15 protein-coding genes, 2 tRNA genes and 3 rRNA genes are annotated in these 18,471 nt (G+C 47.0%); 17 read left to right on the forward strand and 3 right to left on the reverse strand.

The window, feature by feature from the left end; genetic code table 11:
• The first annotated feature begins 10 nt into the window (after window positions 1-10).
• The 12 genes from rplF to rplQ all read left to right on the forward strand — a co-directional run bounded on the left by rplF (window position 11) and on the right by rplQ (window position 6,499).
• Window positions 11-544, forward strand: a complete 534-nt coding sequence (gene rplF, locus CWC33_RS09065) for a 50S ribosomal protein L6 (protein ID WP_088767706.1) — start codon at window positions 11-13, stop codon at window positions 542-544.
• Window positions 545-553: 9 nt separating this feature from the next.
• On the forward strand, window positions 554-907 hold the full coding sequence (gene rplR, locus CWC33_RS09070) for a 50S ribosomal protein L18 (RefSeq protein ID WP_100691668.1): 354 nt from the start codon (window positions 554-556) through the stop codon (window positions 905-907).
• Between the two features lie 9 nt (window positions 908-916).
• Window positions 917-1,417 carry a 30S ribosomal protein S5 gene (rpsE, locus tag CWC33_RS09075; protein WP_088767707.1) on the forward strand — a complete coding sequence of 167 codons (501 nt, stop codon included), beginning with the start codon at window positions 917-919 and terminating at the stop codon, window positions 1,415-1,417.
• 6 nt (window positions 1,418-1,423) lie between these two features.
• On the forward strand, window positions 1,424-1,606 hold the full coding sequence (rpmD, locus tag CWC33_RS09080; RefSeq protein WP_053954222.1) for a 50S ribosomal protein L30: 183 nt from the start codon (window positions 1,424-1,426) through the stop codon (window positions 1,604-1,606).
• A gap of 3 nt (window positions 1,607-1,609) precedes the next feature.
• On the forward strand, window positions 1,610-2,044 hold the full coding sequence (rplO, locus tag CWC33_RS09085; protein ID WP_053954223.1) for a 50S ribosomal protein L15: 435 nt from the start codon (window positions 1,610-1,612) through the stop codon (window positions 2,042-2,044).
• 5 nt (window positions 2,045-2,049) lie between these two features.
• Window positions 2,050-3,378, forward strand: coding sequence for a preprotein translocase subunit SecY (gene secY, locus CWC33_RS09090; RefSeq protein WP_088767708.1), 1,329 nt, complete (start codon window positions 2,050-2,052; stop codon window positions 3,376-3,378).
• Between the two features lie 24 nt (window positions 3,379-3,402).
• On the forward strand, window positions 3,403-3,516 hold the full coding sequence (gene rpmJ / locus CWC33_RS09095; protein WP_074668972.1) for a 50S ribosomal protein L36: 114 nt from the start codon (window positions 3,403-3,405) through the stop codon (window positions 3,514-3,516).
• A 119-nt stretch (window positions 3,517-3,635) separates the two neighbouring features.
• A complete protein-coding gene (gene rpsM, locus CWC33_RS09100; protein ID WP_053954225.1) occupies window positions 3,636-3,992 on the forward strand; it encodes a 30S ribosomal protein S13 in 357 nt (118 codons plus the stop codon).
• 12 nt (window positions 3,993-4,004) lie between these two features.
• Window positions 4,005-4,394, forward strand: a complete 390-nt coding sequence (gene rpsK / locus CWC33_RS09105) for a 30S ribosomal protein S11 (RefSeq protein WP_011235125.1) — start codon at window positions 4,005-4,007, stop codon at window positions 4,392-4,394.
• A 28-nt stretch (window positions 4,395-4,422) separates the two neighbouring features.
• Entirely contained in the window at window positions 4,423-5,043 is a 621-nt protein-coding gene (rpsD, locus tag CWC33_RS09110; RefSeq protein ID WP_053954227.1) for a 30S ribosomal protein S4, read from the forward strand.
• Between the two features lie 25 nt (window positions 5,044-5,068).
• Window positions 5,069-6,058: a DNA-directed RNA polymerase subunit alpha gene (locus CWC33_RS09115; RefSeq protein ID WP_088767709.1), complete on the forward strand. Its 990-nt coding sequence runs from the start codon at window positions 5,069-5,071 to the stop codon at window positions 6,056-6,058.
• Window positions 6,059-6,097: 39 nt separating this feature from the next.
• Window positions 6,098-6,499, forward strand: coding sequence for a 50S ribosomal protein L17 (rplQ, locus tag CWC33_RS09120; RefSeq protein WP_088767710.1), 402 nt, complete (start codon window positions 6,098-6,100; stop codon window positions 6,497-6,499).
• A 65-nt stretch (window positions 6,500-6,564) separates the two neighbouring features.
• On the opposite strand, the gene CWC33_RS09125 is transcribed toward rplQ, so the two are convergent.
• Window positions 6,565-7,353, reverse strand: a complete 789-nt coding sequence (locus CWC33_RS09125) for a hypothetical protein (RefSeq protein ID WP_100691669.1) — start codon at window positions 7,351-7,353, stop codon at window positions 6,565-6,567.
• A gap of 462 nt (window positions 7,354-7,815) precedes the next feature.
• On the opposite strand from CWC33_RS09125, the gene CWC33_RS09130 reads away from it, so the two are divergent.
• The 5 genes from CWC33_RS09130 (at window position 7,816) to rrf (ending at window position 13,163) form a co-directional block, all read left to right on the forward strand.
• A 16S ribosomal RNA gene (locus CWC33_RS09130) occupies window positions 7,816-9,357 on the forward strand.
• Between the two features lie 65 nt (window positions 9,358-9,422).
• Window positions 9,423-9,499: transfer RNA gene (locus CWC33_RS09135), tRNA-Ile, on the forward strand.
• A gap of 257 nt (window positions 9,500-9,756) precedes the next feature.
• Window positions 9,757-9,832: transfer RNA gene (locus CWC33_RS09140), tRNA-Ala, on the forward strand.
• Between the two features lie 221 nt (window positions 9,833-10,053).
• Window positions 10,054-12,937: ribosomal RNA gene (locus CWC33_RS09145) — 23S ribosomal RNA — on the forward strand.
• A 110-nt stretch (window positions 12,938-13,047) separates the two neighbouring features.
• Window positions 13,048-13,163, forward strand: a 5S ribosomal RNA gene (gene rrf / locus CWC33_RS09150).
• The 16S, 23S and 5S rRNA genes sit together here with 2 tRNA genes alongside, the layout of an rRNA operon.
• A 181-nt stretch (window positions 13,164-13,344) precedes the next feature.
• Here rrf and CWC33_RS09155 read toward each other — a convergent pair.
• Entirely contained in the window at window positions 13,345-16,719 is a 3,375-nt protein-coding gene (locus CWC33_RS09155; protein ID WP_100691670.1) for a translocation/assembly module TamB domain-containing protein, read from the reverse strand.
• Window positions 16,716-18,443 carry an autotransporter assembly complex protein TamA gene (locus CWC33_RS09160; protein ID WP_100691671.1) on the reverse strand — a complete coding sequence of 576 codons (1,728 nt, stop codon included), beginning with the start codon at window positions 18,441-18,443 and terminating at the stop codon, window positions 16,716-16,718. Before CWC33_RS09160 ends, CWC33_RS09155 begins: the two co-directional genes overlap by 4 nt.
• Window positions 18,444-18,471: the final 28 nt, after the last annotated feature.

Below are 18,471 nucleotides of genomic sequence, written 5' to 3' on the forward strand. Positions count from 1 at the left end.
GAGGTAGGAAATGTCACGTGTTGCTAAAGCACCTATTGAAATTCCTGCTGGCGTTGAAGTTACGCTAAATGGCCAGGAAGTCACGATTAAAGGTGCTCAAGGCTCACTGAGTCGTGTTGTAAACGATGCAGTTGAACTGGTTAAAGAAGACAGCGAATTACGCACAAACCCTCGTGAGGGTGTCGCTAATTCAACGGCTCAAGCTGGTACAGCTCGCGCATTGTTACAAAACATGGTGGTCGGAGTCACTAAAGGATTCGAACGTAAGTTACAGTTGATGGGTGTTGGTTACCGTGCGCAAGCACAAGGTAAAAAATTGAACCTAACTCTGGGCTTCTCGCATCCTGTGGAGTTCGAAATTCCAGAAGGAATTACTATCGAAACTCCGACTCAGACTGAAGTCGTCGTTAAAGGTGCAGATAAGCAGTTAGTCGGTCAAGTTGCCGCTAACATTCGTGCATACCGTAAGCCAGAGCCTTACAAAGGTAAAGGTGTACGTTATGCTGACGAGCAAGTGCGCCGTAAAGAAGCCAAGAAAAAGTAGGGTAATACGATGGACAAGAAAGCAGCTCGCTTACGTCGTGCTACTCGCGCACGTAAACAAATTGAAGAGTTGGGTGCAAATCGCCTGGTCGTTCACCGTACACCACGGCACATTTACGCACAGTTGATCGCACCTAACGGTTCTGAAGTGCTGGCAGCCGCATCGACTGCAGAGAAAAGTGTTCGCGAAGGGCTTAAATCTACGGGTAACGTAGACGCAGCTAAAATCGTGGGCAAAACTATCGCTGAACGAGCGATTGAAAAAGGCGTTAAAAGCGTTTCTTTCGATCGTAGTGGTTTCAAATACCACGGTCGCGTAGCAGCTTTGGCTGACGCAGCTCGTGAAGCCGGACTTCAGTTCTAGGAGACGAACATGGCAAATGTAGAAGCTCAAAATGGTGAACTGATTGAAAAGTTGATTACAGTTAATCGTGTAGCAAAAGTTGTTAAAGGTGGTCGTATCTTTAGCTTCACTGCACTGACTGTAGTTGGCGACGGTAAAGGAAAAGTCGGTTTTGGTTATGGTAAAGCGCGTGAAGTTCCTGCTGCTATCCAAAAAGCAATGGAAAAAGCACGTCGCAACATGGTTACCGTTCAACTGAAAGGCGAAACTTTACAGCATCCTGTTAAAGGGCGTCACTCAGGTTCACAGGTATACATGCAGCCTGCGTCAGAAGGTACAGGTATCATCGCCGGTGGTGCGATGCGTGCCGTACTAGAAGTTGCAGGTGTTCATAACGTGCTGTCAAAAGCATATGGTTCAACCAACCCAATCAACGTTGTTCGTGCCACGATCAAGGCGCTGAACGACATGAAGTCGCCTGAACAAGTAGCGGCTAAGCGTGGATTGCGCGTTGAAGAGATACTGGGGTAGTGAACAATGGCGAAAAAGACAATCAAAGTAACACAGACGCGTAGCTCTATCGGTCGTTTGCCGAAGCATAAAGCTACACTACGTGGCTTGGGTCTCCGCCGCATTGGTCACACAGTAGAGTTGGAAGACACTGCTGCAGTCCGCGGTATGGTGAACCAAGTAAATTATATGATTAAGGTGGAGGGATAAATGATGGAATTAAATAATCTTTCTCCCGCACCTGGTGCAAAAAGCAGCAAAAAGCGCGTTGGGCGCGGTATTGGATCAGGTCTGGGTAAAACCGGTGGTCGTGGTCACAAAGGGCAGAAATCTCGCTCTGGTGGCAGCGTCAAGCCAGGTTTCGAAGGTGGTCAAATGCCAATCCAGCGTCGTCTGCCTAAATTTGGTTTCACTTCTCGCAAGGCTATGACCACTGCGGAATTGAACTTGGCAGAGATCGCGAAAGTCGAAGGTGACGTTGTTGATTTAGCAACGTTAAAAGCTGCAGGCTTGATTCGTAAGAACATTTTGGCTGCTAAAGTCATTAAGTCTGGCGAAATCAGTCGTAAAGTGACTGTTAAAGGTCTGAAAGTCACCAAAGGCGCTCGCGAAGCTATTGAAGCTGCTGGCGGAAAAATCGAAGGATAGAGCAAATGGCTAAACCAGGATTGGAATCAAATCGAGCGCAAGGTGGCTTGTCGGAACTTAAGCGTCGCCTGTTGTTTGTGTTAGGAGCGATTATCGTTTTCCGAGCGGGCTCCTTTGTGCCTATTCCTGGTATTGATGCCGCTGTACTCGCTCAGTTGTTCGAACAGCAAAAAGACACCATCGTTGCCATGTTTAACATGTTCAGCGGTGGTGCTTTAGAACGTGCGTCAGTGTTCGCATTGGGTATCATGCCGTATATTTCGGCCTCTATTATTATGCAGCTGGCTAGTGTGGTTCACCCGCGCTTAGCTGAAATTAAGAAAGAGGGCGAGTCTGGTCGTCGTAAGATTAACCAATATACGCGTTGGGGTACTTTGATACTGGCAACGTTTCAGTCGATAGGTATAGCCACTGGCTTACCTAATTTAATGCCTGGATTAGTTATAGATCCTGGCTTCGGCTTTTACTTTACTGCTGTTGTTAGCTTGGTTACTGGAACAATGTTCTTAATGTGGCTAGGTGAACAAATCACTGAGAGAGGTATTGGTAACGGTATCTCTATCCTGATATTTGTGGGTATTGTAGCAGGATTGCCCTCGGCTATTGGTCAAACATTTGAACAAGCACGCCAAGGCGATCTGCACTTGCTATTATTGCTATTAATTGGGGTTGTTGTAGTAGCAGTCACTTACTTTGTTGTTTTCGTAGAACGTGGCCAACGTCGTATCGTTGTTAACTACGCAAAGCGTCAACAAGGTCGTAAAGTATTTGCTGCACAAAGCACGCACTTGCCATTAAAAGTAAATATGGCTGGTGTTATTCCTCCAATCTTTGCATCGAGTATTATTTTGTTTCCGGGAACTATCGCTACCTGGTTTGGTTCAGGTGAGGGTGTTGTCGCCGACTTTTTACAACAAGTGTCGATGACATTGTCTCCCGGTCAGCCGCTTTATGTGTTATTGTATGCGGCTGCAATTATTTTCTTCTGTTTCTTCTATACTGCGTTGGTATTTAACCCACGCGAAACAGCTGACAACTTGAAGAAATCCGGCGCTTTCATCCCAGGCATACGCCCGGGTGAACAAACGTCGCGTTACATTGACAAAGTAATGACTCGTTTGACCTTAGCAGGTGCTCTGTACATTACCTTTGTCTGTTTGGTTCCTGAGTTTATGATGATTGCTTGGAACGTTCAGTTCTACTTCGGCGGTACATCGTTATTGATTATCGTGGTTGTCATCATGGACTTTATGGCACAGGTACAGACTCATATGATGTCTCATCAATATGATTCTGTGCTTAAAAAAGCTAATCTTAAAGGCTACGGTCGATAAGGTTAGGTAGAACGGAGAGTAGCAATGAAAGTTCGTGCTTCCGTGAAGAAAATCTGTCGTAATTGTAAGATCATCAAGCGTAACGGTGTAGTTCGCGTTATTTGCTCTGATGCGAAACACAAACAACGACAAGGTTGATTCGAAGGAAAGGTCGGCGGCTTTATAGTCGCCGCCTTGAAGTATTTGCAATTCGGCAATCGGTTGAGTATCCTAACGGGCTTTTCAACTGATGCCTACAAATTAAAGGAGACGTGTTAGTGGCCCGTATCGCTGGCATTAACGTTCCTGACAATAAACACGCAGTTATTGCCTTAACTGCTATCTATGGTATTGGGCGTACTCGCTCGCAGCAAATTTTAGCTGCAACGGGTATCGCTGAAGATACTACGATTGGTTCATTGTCAGAAGACAAACTGGACGCGCTTCGTGACGCAGTGTCGAAATTCGCAGTCGAAGGTGACTTGCGTCGTGAAGTATCTATGAACATTAAACGTTTGATGGACCTCGGATGTTTCCGTGGACTTCGTCATCGTCGCAGCCTTCCTCTACGTGGACAGCGCACTAAAACAAATGCGCGTACTCGTAAAGGACCGCGCAAACCAATTAAGAAATAGGGGGATTGAGTAATGGCTAAAACACCAACTCGTTCTCGCAAGCGCGTTAAAAAGCAAGTCGCCGATGGCATGGCTCACGTGCATGCATCTTTCAACAACACCATCATCACCATTACTGATCGCCAGGGTAACGCATTAGCGTGGGCTACCGCAGGTGGATCGGGCTTCCGTGGTTCACGGAAATCAACGCCGTTCGCAGCACAGGTTGCAGCAGAACGAGCAGGTGAAATGGCGAAGGAATACGGACTGAAAAACCTGGAAGTATTTGTGAATGGTCCAGGCCCAGGTCGTGAATCATCGATTCGTGCCCTGAACGCCGTTGGTTACAAAATCACAAATATTACCGATGTGACACCGATTCCTCACAACGGTTGTCGTCCGCCTAAGAAACGTCGCGTTTAAGGCGTGAATCGATAGTTGGAGAAAGATCATGGCAAGATATTTGGGTCCTAAGCTCAAGCTGAGCCGTCGCGAAGGAACAGATTTGTTCCTTAAAAGCGGCGTTCGCGCAATCGATTCTAAATGTAAGATCGAAACTGCACCAGGACAACACGGCGCGCGTCGCGGTCGTTTGTCAGACTACGGTGTTCAGTTGCGTGAGAAACAGAAAGTTCGTCGTATGTACGGCGTTCTGGAAAAGCAATTTCGTAACTACTACAAAGAAGCAGCTCGACTGAAAGGCAATACTGGTGAGAACCTGTTGCAATTGTTGGAACAGCGCTTAGATAACGTAGTTTATCGCATGGGTTTCGCGTCAACACGCGCTGAAGCTCGTCAATTGGTTAGTCACAAAGCAGTTGTTGTGAATGGCCAGGTAGTGAATATTCCATCGTTCAAGGTTCGTCCTGAAGATGTCGTTTCTGTTCGCGAAAAAGCGAAAAAGCAGGCACGTATCGGAGCAGCACTGGAACTTGCAGAACAACGTGAGAAGCCAGTCTGGATAGAAGTAGACAACAACAAAATGGAAGGTCAATTTAAACGTCTTCCAGAACGTAGTGACTTGTCTGCTGAAATAAACGAACAGTTGATCGTAGAGCTTTACTCTAAGTAAGGCTTAAGCATAGAGAGAGGACACAATGCAGGGTTCTGTTACCGAATTCCTAAAGCCGAGGTTAGTCGACATCGAGCAAATTAGCCCGACTCATGCCAAGGTTACACTGGAGCCTCTGGAACGCGGCTTTGGTTATACACTGGGTAATGCGTTACGTCGCATTTTACTATCGTCAATGCCAGGTTGCGCAGTGACTGAAGTTGAAATCGACGGCGTGCTGCATGAATACAGCAGTAAAGAGGGTGTTCAAGAAGATGTCATCGAAATTTTGTTGAACCTGAAAGGGCTGGCTGTCAGCGTTGAAGGTAAAGACGAGGCTACGTTGACCTTGAATAAATCCGGAGCAGGTCCTGTAACAGCAGGCGATTTCACACACGATGGTGATGTAGAAATTGTTAATCCAGAGCACGTTATTTGTCACTTAACTGGTGACTATGAGCTTAACATGCGTGTTAAGGTCGAGCGTGGTCGCGGATACGTTCCTGCGGCATCACGTCAGTCAGCTGACGATGATGAGCGTCCAATCGGTCGTCTTTTAGTTGACGCTTCGTTCAGCCCAGTAGAGCGCATCGCATACTCTGTTGACGCAGCTCGGGTTGAACAGCGTACAGACTTAGATAAGCTGGTTATCGAAATGGAAACCAATGGTACGTTGGATCCAGAAGAAGCGATTAGACGTTCTGCCACAATTTTAGCAGAGCAACTAGACGCTTTCGTTGAACTTCGAGACATCAGCGAGCCGGAACAAAAAGAAGAGAAGCCGGAATTTGATCCGATTCTTCTTCGTCCGGTCGACGACTTGGAATTGACTGTTCGGTCTGCGAACTGCTTGAAGGCAGAAGCGATTCAGTACATTGGTGACTTAGTACAACGTACCGAGGTTGAGTTGTTGAAAACACCTAACCTAGGTAAGAAGTCGTTAACTGAGATTAAAGATGTGTTGGCATCACGTGGTTTATCTCTGGGTATGCGCCTAGAGAATTGGCCACCGGCTAGCTTAATTGAGAACGACTAAGGTCACCTTAGTAATAGATTTACTGAGAAGGGTATAGGTATGCGCCATCGTAAGAGTGGTCGTCAACTAAATCGAAACAGTAGCCATCGTCAGGCGATGTTCCGTAACATGGCAAGTTCGCTAGTTCGCCATGAAATTATCAAAACGACGTTGCCAAAAGCTAAAGAGCTACGTCGCGTGGTAGAGCCATTGATTACATTGGCAAAACAAGACAGCGTTGCTAATCGTCGATTAGCTTTCGCTCGTACACGTGACAAAGAAATCGTTGGTAAACTGTTTAATGAATTAGGCCCGCGTTATGAAGAGCGCGCTGGTGGTTACACTCGCATTATGAAGTGTGGCTTCCGAGCGGGTGATAACGCACCTATGGCTTACATTGAGTTAGTTGATAGACCAGAAGTGGAAGAAGTTGAAGAAGTAGTTGAAGAAACTGCCGAGTAAACTGATTAAAAAGGCCAGCGTTAAGCTGGCCTTTTTGTTTTTATTCGTTTTTAAAAAGCTTGTAGCTACTTATTATTATAGATTGCGGTTAATTCTCCTTTATCCAGGTGCCCTTTTTCAACAAGCCATTGTACTTTTTCCTGTTCAAGCCCAGAGCTTTTTGCTTCCAAAGCAAGTAATCGCCATTGTTCTTTAGAGATAGACGTCTTATCGTCATTATTTCCTAAGCTGTTAAAAAAATTCTTAATACCTTCCAGGACATAATCAGCGGATTCAGGTAATAACTTTAGTGTGCCTATGACTGATGAGAGTAGATTCTCTGATGAGCTCTCATGAGCTGTCCTTATTATTGACTCTGAGTAAGAAGGATAATTTTGGAGAGTTAGGGTTATTAAACTATCGGCTTTTTCGGGTGAATGCTTCATAGCCAAGGGTAAAATATCATCTATATAAGCTGGCTCTGTTTCGATCGCTGTCTGAACTATCATTTCCACATTACTAGGGAAATAGTTCAATGCTGTTTCGACTACGCTATAGGTAACAGCCGGTTCAGCTTGAATAGCCGCCTTTATAATAGCTTTTCTCCGGTTTGGCTCAGTCTCAAATGCAGCAGACACAATATAGGCAGCATGTTCTGGGTAGTTATTAATGAGTATTCGTACCGTCCGCATTATCGATAAATTCTTACTAAGGTGGTTTTCAATTATCGACGAATAGGTCTTTAAAAGCTTTGCTTCTTTTACTGTCGACGACTGTTCTGAATTAGGTTCGGCAATTGATACAGATGGAAAGCTAGTCAGGGATATTCCCATAATACTTAGCGCAAGAATATAGTTATAGTAGTTACGGCGCATAGCTTGTTATTCCCCTCCTAATCCACTAATACGTCTACCATTTGAATCATAAACGTAGCGATAGTTCAAATAATCACACACTAACTTAACATAAGAGATTAAAAAAACACCACTTTTATCTTTTTTCCGATTTATATGAAAAAGATCTTGAAAGGCCTCAAAAGATCTCTATAATTCGCCGCCGTTGTCACGAGATACTCGCTGAGTTGAGTCGAACAACGGCGGTTGAGTCAGCCGGGCAAAAAGTCCTGAAAAAGAGGTTGACGAAATCATCGGGAAGTGTAGAATACGCCTCCCTGCTTCGTAAGAAGCAACGCTCTTTAAAAATTATATCAAGCCAAGCAAACTGTGTGGGCACTTGCAGAAGTTACGCAAAACAGAAATATGTATTGCAACTTTTGAATGAGTGTTCAGCTACTAAGTAGCAAAACGCGTAATTCATTGAGTTGATTGAACTACTTTTAATTGAAGAGTTTGATCATGGCTCAGATTGAACGCTGGCGGCAGGCCTAACACATGCAAGTCGAGCGGTAACAGAGAGAAGCTTGCTTCTCTGCTGACGAGCGGCGGACGGGTGAGTAATACTTGGGAATTTGCCTTTAGGCGGGGGACAACCACTGGAAACGGTGGCTAATACCGCATAATGTCTACGGACCAAAGTGGGGGACCTTCGGGCCTCACACCTAAAGATGAGCCCAAGCGGGATTAGCTAGTTGGTGAGGTAAAGGCTCACCAAGGCGACGATCCCTAGCTGTTCTGAGAGGATGATCAGCCACACTGGGACTGAGACACGGCCCAGACTCCTACGGGAGGCAGCAGTGGGGAATATTGCACAATGGGGGCAACCCTGATGCAGCCATGCCGCGTGTGTGAAGAAGGCCTTCGGGTTGTAAAGCACTTTCAGTGGTGAGGAAAGGGTAATCGTTAATAGCGATTACAGTTGACGTTAGCCACAGAAGAAGCACCGGCTAACTCCGTGCCAGCAGCCGCGGTAATACGGAGGGTGCAAGCGTTAATCGGAATTACTGGGCGTAAAGCGTACGTAGGCGGTGTGTTAAGCTAGATGTGAAAGCCCCGGGCTCAACCTGGGAATAGCATTTAGAACTGGCACGCTAGAGTCCTGAAGAGGGTGGTAGAATTTCCAGTGTAGCGGTGAAATGCGTAGATATTGGAAGGAATACCGGTGGCGAAGGCGGCCACCTGGTCAGAGACTGACGCTGAGGTACGAAAGCGTGGGGAGCAAACAGGATTAGATACCCTGGTAGTCCACGCCGTAAACGATGTCAACTAGTTGTTCGTGTCATTAAGACGTGAGTAACGCAGCTAACGCACTAAGTTGACCGCCTGGGGAGTACGGCCGCAAGGTTAAAACTCAAATGAATTGACGGGGGCCCGCACAAGCGGTGGAGCATGTGGTTTAATTCGATGCAACGCGAAGAACCTTACCATCCCTTGACATCCAGTGAATTTTCCAGAGATGGATTAGTGCCTTCGGGAACACTGAGACAGGTGCTGCATGGCTGTCGTCAGCTCGTGTTGTGAGATGTTGGGTTAAGTCCCGCAACGAGCGCAACCCTTATCCTTAGTTGCCAGCGGTTCGGCCGGGAACTCTGGGGAGACTGCCGGTGATAAACCGGAGGAAGGTGGGGACGACGTCAAGTCATCATGGCCCTTACGGGATGGGCTACACACGTGCTACAATGGCGCGTACAAAGGGCAGCGAACCTGCGAGGGTAAGCGAATCTCATAAAGCGCGTCGTAGTCCGGATTGGAGTCTGCAACTCGACTCCATGAAGTCGGAATCGCTAGTAATCGTGGATCAGAATGCCACGGTGAATACGTTCCCGGGCCTTGTACACACCGCCCGTCACACCATGGGAGTGGGCTGCACCAGAAGTGGTTAGTTTAACCTTCGGGAGAACGATCACCACGGTGTGGTTCATGACTGGGGTGAAGTCGTAACAAGGTAGCCGTAGGGGAACCTGCGGCTGGATCACCTCCTTACATTATTGCGAACAGACGTGAGTGCTCACACAGTTTGCAGGCTTGATATTAAAAGAGAAGAAACTGGGTCTGTAGCTCAGCTGGTTAGAGCGCACCCCTGATAAGGGTGAGGTCGGCAGTTCAAGTCTGCCCAGACCCACCAAATTTGAACGATGGCTGCGTTGTTCGGGTATTCGCATACTGATGTATGCTTCACACCCTCTCGCCTTGCCCTCCTTCAAATTCCCTTGTCAGGGTTGCCGCGATGCTGAAAAGAGGGTTTCCCCGATGTCAGCACGCGCAGCATGAAGCTTCGAGAGCAAGGCGCACGTTGAGTGATTGAGGGAGCATACCTCGATGGTATGTGACTGATTGAACGAATCGCGCAACGCAGCTATCGAAACTTCAGGCAAGCATTCGGGGGCCATAGCTCAGCTGGGAGAGCGCCTGCCTTGCACGCAGGAGGTCAGCGGTTCGATCCCGCTTGGCTCCACCACTTCTTCTCTAAAGTAACCGTTAGCGTTAAGTGCTCTTGATTAAGAGTATTTACCGGTAACTTAGTGTTACACGCTCTTTAACAACATGGAAAGCTGATTGTAAATAAAGTAAGAAATGCCACTCTACTTGAACAAACCGTAAGGTAGAGGCGTATCGAACTTGTGTACAGCGAGAACAAACAATCTTGGTCATTGTATTCCAGACACCTTCGGGTTGTATGGTTAAGTGACTAAGCGTACACGGTGGATGCCTAGGCAGTTGGAGGCGATGAAGGACGTACTAACTTGCGATAAGCCATGACGAGGCAGTAAGAGCCACTTGAGTCATGGATTTCCGAATGGGGCAACCCACTGAGCTTGCTCAGTATCCGGCACTGAATAAAATAGGTGCCAGGAGGCGAACCCGGAGAACTGAAACATCTAAGTACCCGGAGGAAAAGAAATCAACCGAGATTTCCCTAGTAGCGGCGAGCGAACGGGAAGCAGCCCTTAAGCTTTACATGTGCTAACAGAATCTGTTGGGAAGCAGAGCCATAGACGGTGATAGCCCGGTATGTGAAGGTGCATGAAAAGTGAAAACGAGTAGGTCGGGACACGTGTTATCTTGACTGAATATGGGGGGACCATCCTCCAAGGCTAAATACTCCCAACTGACCGATAGTGAACCAGTACCGTGAGGGAAAGGCGAAAAGAACCCCGGCGAGGGGAGTGAAATAGAACCTGAAACCGTGTACGTACAAGCAGTAGGAGCGGACTTGTTCCGTGACTGCGTACCTTTTGTATAATGGGTCAGCGACTTATATTTTGTAGCAAGGTTAACCGCATAGGGTAGCCGTAGGGAAACCGAGTCTTAACTGGGCGTTGAGTTGCAAGGTATAGACCCGAAACCGGGCGATCTAACCATGAGCAGGTTGAAGATTGAGTAACATCAATTGGAGGACCGAACCCACTAATGTTGAAAAATTAGGGGATGACTTGTGGCTAGGAGTGAAAGGCTAATCAAGCCCGGAGATAGCTGGTTCTCCCCGAAATCTATTTAGGTAGAGCCTCGGACGAATACCATTGGGGGTAGAGCACTGTTTGGGCTAGGGGGTCATCCCGACTTACCAACCCCATGCAAACTCCGAATACCAATGAGTACTATCCGGGAGACACACGGCGGGTGCTAACGTCCGTCGTGGAGAGGGAAACAACCCAGACCGCCAGCTAAGGTCCCAAAGTTATGGCTCAGTGGGAAACGATGTGGGAAGGCACAGACAGCTAGGAGGTTGGCTTAGAAGCAGCCACCCTTTAAAGAAAGCGTAATAGCTCACTAGTCGAGTCGGCCTGCGCGGAAGATGTAACGGGGCTAAGCCATACACCGAAGCTGCGGCAGTAGTTTACTACTGGGTAGGGGAGCGTTCTGTAAGCGGATGAAGGTGAATCGAGAGGTTTGCTGGACGTATCAGAAGTGCGAATGCTGACATGAGTAACGATAATGCGGGTGAAAAACCCGCACGCCGGAAGACCAAGGTTTCCTATCCCATGCTAATCAGGGTAGGGTAAGTCGGCCCCTAAGGCGAGGCGGAAACGCGTAGTCGATGGGAAACAGGTTAATATTCCTGTACCGATGTTCATTGCGATGGGGGGACGGAGAAGGCTAGGCAAGCGCGGCGTTGGTTGTCCGCGTGAAAGTGCGTAGGCTGGTGACTTAGGCAAATCCGGGTCGCTAAGGCTGAGACACGAGACGAGCACCTACGGGTGTGAAGTTGCTGGTGCCCTGCTTCCGGGAAAAGCCTCTAAGCTTCAGATGAACATCGACCGTACCCGAAACCGACACAGGTGGTCAGGTAGAGAATACTAAGGCGCTTGAGAGAACTCGGGTGAAGGAACTAGGCAAAATAGTACCGTAACTTCGGGAGAAGGTACGCCGCTGGTGGTGATTGACTTCGCGTCATAAGCTACTGGCGGTCGCAGTGACCAGGTGGCTGGGACTGTTTATTAAAAACACAGCACTCTGCTAACTCGAAAGAGGACGTATAGGGTGTGACACCTGCCCGGTGCCGGAAGGTTAATTGATGGGGTTAGCTTAGGCGAAGCTCTTGATCGAAGCCCCGGTAAACGGCGGCCGTAACTATAACGGTCCTAAGGTAGCGAAATTCCTTGTCGGGTAAGTTCCGACCTGCACGAATGGTGTAACCATGGCCACGCTGTCTCCACCCGAGACTCAGTGAAATTGAAATCGCAGTGAAGATGCTGTGTACCCGCGGCTAGACGGAAAGACCCCGTGAACCTTTACTACAGCTTGGCACTGAACATTGAACCTACATGTGTAGGATAGGTGGGAGGCTTAGAAGCACTGGCGCTAGTTGGTGTGGAGCCATCCTTGAAATACCACCCTTGTATGTTTGATGTTCTAACATAGGCCCCTAATCGGGGTTGTGGACAGTGCCTGGTGGGTAGTTTGACTGGGGCGGTCTCCTCCCAAAGAGTAACGGAGGAGCACGAAGGTTGGCTAAGTACGGTCGGACATCGTACGGTTAGTGCAATGGCAGAAGCCAGCTTAACTGCGAGACAGACACGTCGAGCAGATACGAAAGTAGGTCATAGTGATCCGGTGGTTCTGAATGGAAGGGCCATCGCTCAACGGATAAAAGGTACTCCGGGGATAACAGGCTGATACCGCCCAAGAGTTCATATCGACGGCGGTGTTTGGCACCTCGATGTCGGCTCATCACATCCTGGGGCTGAAGTCGGTCCCAAGGGTATGGCTGTTCGCCATTTAAAGTGGTACGCGAGCTGGGTTTAGAACGTCGTGAGACAGTTCGGTCCCTATCTGCCGTGGGCGTTTGAGAGTTGAGAGGAGCTGCTCCTAGTACGAGAGGACCGGAGTGGACGAACCTCTGGTGTTCGGGTTGTCACGCCAGTGGCACTGCCCGGTAGCTATGTTCGGAATCGATAACCGCTGAAAGCATCTAAGCGGGAAGCGAGCCTCGAGATAAGCTCTCACTAGCACTTAGAGTGCTCTGAAGGGTCGTTGAAGACTACGACGTTGATAGGCGGGGTGTGGAAGCGTAGTAATGCGTTGAGCTAACCCGTACTAATTGCCCGTGAGACTTAACCATACAACACCGAAGATGTTTGAGACGTTACGCACAAGCGAGCGACTCTGCTGTACGGCAAGAGAGTGGCGTTACTTAAAGCCAATCAGTTTTTTATGTTGTGACAGTTTATGTCTGGCGGCCATAGCGGTGTGGCACCACCTGAATCCATCCCGAACTCAGAAGTGAAACACACCAGCGCCGATGGTAGTGTGGGGTCTCCCCATGTGAGAGTAGGTCACCGCCAGACTTCAAATCGAAGAAGCCCTCAGCTGATGCTGGGGGCTTTTTTTGTGCCTGCTCCTGAGCCGCTGTTTCTTCGGTAGCCTGACGTTATTACGTCAGGAGCAATGCTGGGTGCAGTCACCCAATGGCTTGCTCATGCTGAAACCCTTAACGACCTCAACTAATGCAATGGCATCAAACCATAACTACTTCTCGATGGTGTAGATGAGATCTCCACCTTGGCCTTCCGCATTAGAAACAGATTCGAAAATCAATTTTTCGGTAAGGCTATAACGTAGGATGAAAGTTGAGGTTGGCTCAATCAAACCGATTCCGTACTTAATATATAAGTCTGGGGATAAGTGCTTGCCGATATACAAAGATGTGTCGTTAACATCACTGGTTCGTGAATCGAGGGAGACTTCGTCCAAATCAAACGTTTCTTTCAATCCATCAGTTAAGAACTCGGTACTACGGCCGCCTACTAATAAAGCAGCTTGGAGTTCCAGGTTGTTCACGTCCCCTTGGCTGCCCGGTGGTTTTCCGAAAAGAAGGTAAGACAGTATCGTGCTATCATTCATTGGTGGTGTAGAAAATAGGCTAAGCTCGGGTTGCTCAATACTGCCTGTGACGCGCGCTCCTATTTCCTCCGGTGGTTTTTGATTACTTGTTGAAGAGCTGATGTTTCTAGTTACCCTAAGGTTTAATGAAGGGCTGCTTAAAGGAACATCGTTAAATAGTAAGTCGCCGCGCTCTATCGTTAGTTTTTGTCCATAAATTTCATATTGCCCAGATGTAACACCTATAGTTCCGTTCCCCCGCGCCGGAGAGTTAGGTTGTTGAGTAATGCGAAGACTTCCTTGAATTTGACCAGCGAAGCCAAGCGCCTTAACTCTTACGTTTTCTCCCAAAGAGACGGTTAAGTCAGTTTGGGTTTTGAATACAGACTCTTTTTTCTCTTCATTTTTCAACCGAACATCAGCAGATTCTGTTGTGGCTTGGTTCAGTTCTATAGGTGTTATGCGCGCCTTAGGGATATTTAATTTTCCATTTAAGCTTATCAGCTTTTTATCTAGGCTTACCGTTAGTTCAGGTGAGGCTTCTATAAGCAAATCGGGCGTATCGATAATAAGCAGATCGTTTCCATTAATTTCTAACTTGCCGAATTGCTTAAATGCATCCAAGTAGCCTGTAATCTGCAATTTTCCAGAACCCACCTTTCCGTCAGCCTCGACCTTAAACTGACCAGAGTTTGCATTTGCTTGCAGAGTCCCGGTAACGTCTTTGAGCATGGTGCCAGATTGCAGCACTACTATCTGATTCGCATTGAGTTGAACTTTTCCCGATGCTAGCGGAGTACCAACTGTTCCACCTATTGTTATGTGAGCAGAAGCCTTTCCGTTATCAATACTGACTTGTGGAATTAATAAGTTAGCTAGTTCCAGGCTGTCTGAATCAAAGTCTAACGCGCCGGATAGTTCACTATCGGCTCCCAAGCTGTCTGTCTCGACGTGACCAGTTAGGTTTAATCCAAGCTCATTAGCTTGAGCGATTAAATTCGCTTGTAATCCTTGCTCTTTAGTTTTCGCAACCAACTGCAATTTCTCTAAGGTTACTGTTTCTTCTGCAGTCGACACTTTTGTGTTGTCGGCATTTATTGATGCATTTAACTGGCGGAATGTCGTTGTTTCAATATCTACTGAACCTTCGACGTCGAGATCCAGATCGCCTTGCAGCTTGTACAATGCCGATGGTATGACTAAAGCTTGTAATGCATTTATAGGAACAGATTGAGCGTTGGCTTTAAAAGAAAGCCAGCTTTTATCTTTATCTAACTGAATACATAAAGGAGAGCTAATCTCCGCATAACCAATGCACAGATCTTGTATTCTAAAATTAGCATTTTTAGAACTGAGTGTTAAATCGGTAGGTTGAGTTAAATAAACTTTCTTATAGCCTGTTTGCTTTAACTGGGCGGTATCGAGCCCTATCGTAAACTCGGGTTGGTTTAACACACCATTAATGGTTCCGCGCGCTAAAGCAGTTCCTTGTAATTCTGATATCTGGCTTAATTGGTCAGATTGAAGCTCCCAGCTCAATGTTCGGCCTGGGCTCAATGCTCCGTTAATGTTAAACGATTGAGCTCCCCAATTTCCTTCCATGCTTTCGACAAATAAATAGGGGGCGGCGTAGCTCATCGAAACTTTGCTATTGACGTCATGACCTTCGTAGGCACCAGTGACTTTGGCATTTAAAGAAATATCACGGCTCCAGTCAATAGTCGCCTCTGCAGCTATAATGTTGTTATTCTGACTGAGCTTTAATGTGGTTAGATTGAGCGACCTGGAAGCAAGCTTAGCCTCACTGGTTAGCTTAAATGGTTTTGGTAACAAACCATTAATATCGCTCGATAAATGAGCTGATAAATTATCGATAGCTCCACTAACCGTTAACTTGCCGTCTTCACTAATAATCTCGCTGGGTTTGTATAAAACAGTATCCCATTGCGACGTGACATCAATAACAGGGACGGAATTAAGATGAACAATACGTCCGTTAATGAGTAATTCACCGCGAATATCATTATCTGAACTCACTTTAAGCGAGTTAATTGCTAGTGCATTAGACTCGTACGTTAAGCGTCCGGATATTGATGCGTCTCTTTGGTTCACTGTAACCGATAGGTCAGGACTAAGAGTGGCGCTGTCCAAACTCCCTTCCCCTGCGATGGTTCCGTTAAGCACAAGGCTCAGGTCGCCTAAATTAAAAGCTTTTAACCATGGGGTAAGGTTGTTCTCGCTCCATTGACTGGTAACAGACCAGCTCAGATCTTTGGCGGGTTGATGCAGAGTAGCTTCTAGGGAGGCATTCAGACTGTCACTAAGTTTCGTCTCAGTGACAAGTTTTTTTATATTCCCTTTAAATAGGCTGTTGATAGTGAGAGCGGGATAGTCCGGCGAATGCAGCTCAGTTTTAGTATTCAGTGAGCTTTTAAAAGGATATGACAGTAACAACTGCCCGCTAACGGATGTAGTTACATACTGGTGCGAAATATCTAAGTTTCTCAGAGTAACACGGCCACGCGTGTTTGCTTTAGCGGAAAGGTTTACATCAAGCTTTTGAGCCGGAGCCTCAAAGAAAAAGAATAACGTGTCAGACACTGTTAGCTTCTGAATATCAATAGATAAGGGAAGTTCTATTTTTATCTCATCGAGAGAATTTTCCTGGTTATCGTTGTTGGGCTTTGCCTCAGTAGAACGTAACCAGACTTCGCCGTGATGACTAGTAACCCGCTCTACCGTAATAGAGCCTGATAATAACGCTAACGGCTGCCAATGAATTTCTAATGCTTCGGTTTGGTAAGCAAATGACTCGGACTCGACACGTAAGTTATTAAAGCTAAACTCGGTTAGTAGCTTGCCTCGAAACTTGTCGTAGCGAATATCTATTGGGGAGTAATGAATGGCTTTATCGACTACCCAGCGGCTGCCTGTTTCGGTACCGAACAATGCGATCGCAACCGATGGTATTACAAAAAAGATGCCCAATATGATGCTTGCCAACCAGCGATAAATCGTCATAGATCAGGCCCCAGAGTCAAGTGCAGTCGCCATGGCTTATCGGGTTCATCAATTGCTTGAGCTAAGTCAAGCCGAATTGAGCCGATAGGCGATATCCAGCGCACACCAAAGCCAATACTTTGCTTTAATGGCTCATTAGGTTCGATCATCGCATTCCCGATGTCAGTAAACAATGCAACTCGCCAGTGTTCCTTAAACCGATAGTCGATTTCTGCGCTGGCTGTTGCTAGGTAACGCCCCCCAATAACCGTTCCGGTTTCGTCCTCAGGACCGAGTTGTTCATAGGCATAACCACGAACACTGTGGTCGCCACCCGCAAAAAAGCGTAATGATGGAGGCAGGGTATTGAAGCTATCAATATAGGTGGCGCCTATATCAGCACGAGTGAGTATTCTGACGCGCGCAGTTAGCGGTACGACGGCTTTGAACCCCAGCTTTAAACTGGCCATGTTCGCGTCTGATAAAAGCGTATCATTTGCCGCTTTAAGCGTAGCATCAAAGCGAAATCCTTTATCAATATTCAAGCGCCCGTCGGCTGTCATGTAGGTCCAGCTAGATCGTGGGATAAGAAATTGACTAGTACCCTCTGTTTCACCAATCTGAAAGTCATCTCTTTGCCAGCTTAAGCCAAACTCATGTTGCCACTGGTTCATGGTAACGGTACTGGACGCGCCTATACGGTATAAACGATTTTCCTGACCTTCATTGTTTTTATCCGATACTTCTGCGTTAAATCGATAGTAGTCAGACTGCGGTTTTTTCCCGGGGATGATGTAGTTAGCACTAACACGGCTTTCAATTTGAGATACTTGAGTCACCCCCCGAAATTGGTGGCCATCTTCGTTGACCCAGCGCCGGTTTAGACTGGCACTAACTCGGGCTCCTGTGTCGGTTCCATAACCGATACCATATTGATACTGGTTTCTGTAATTTGCGCTGGATTTAACCTCAATAGGCACCTGCTGATTTTCCGATTCATCCCACTGCGGACTGACTTGCACTTGAGAAAAGTAGCCACTGTCGAGTAACCCGACTTGTAAATTGCTGAGTTCCTGACTGGTGTAGCCTTCCCCCTGCTTAAACGGAACATATCGTTGCAGTAGTTCGTCATTGAGAATGTCTTGCTCAAAGTTAACAGGGCCAAACTGATATCGCCGTCCAGACTCAAAAACAACATCGATATTAGCTGTATTTTGGTCGACATCAATAATGACATCGTGTTTTTCAAATCGGGCATCGTGGTAACCGCGCCGGCTTGCCAGTGACAATAAGCGAGACTTTAATTCCTCATATTCTTGATGAATAAAGCGATGTTCGGGCTTTAGTTTGCTCCCATCTAACAAAGACTGAAAGCGAGCATCGTCCTCAGCATCTCCTTTTATCGCCCAATTATTTGTGGCAATGCGCACTGGTTCATTTAAGACAACGTCGTAAGACGCTATCCACCCATCTTCAACACTTTCTAGTTGAGCATTCACTTCAACCTGATAATATCCATAAGGGCGCAATGCTTTTTGAATGTCGTTGGGCGCTTGTCGATGTAGATACCGGACTCGATAATCAGCGTAAGTGTTGCTGCCATTCAGTCGGGCTATCTGTAGTAGCGTCATGACATTGTCATACGCTTTACCTTCGACACCCGATACTCTTACTTCGACAGAAGCAAAAGTCAGACAACTGAAAAATAAGCTACCAGCAATTAGAATACAGCGAATGTAAAGCATTGACGTGTTTTACCATAAAAAAGATGAC

Source organism: Idiomarina sp. X4 (genome assembly GCF_002808045.1).
GTDB lineage: Bacteria > Pseudomonadota > Gammaproteobacteria > Enterobacterales > Alteromonadaceae > Idiomarina.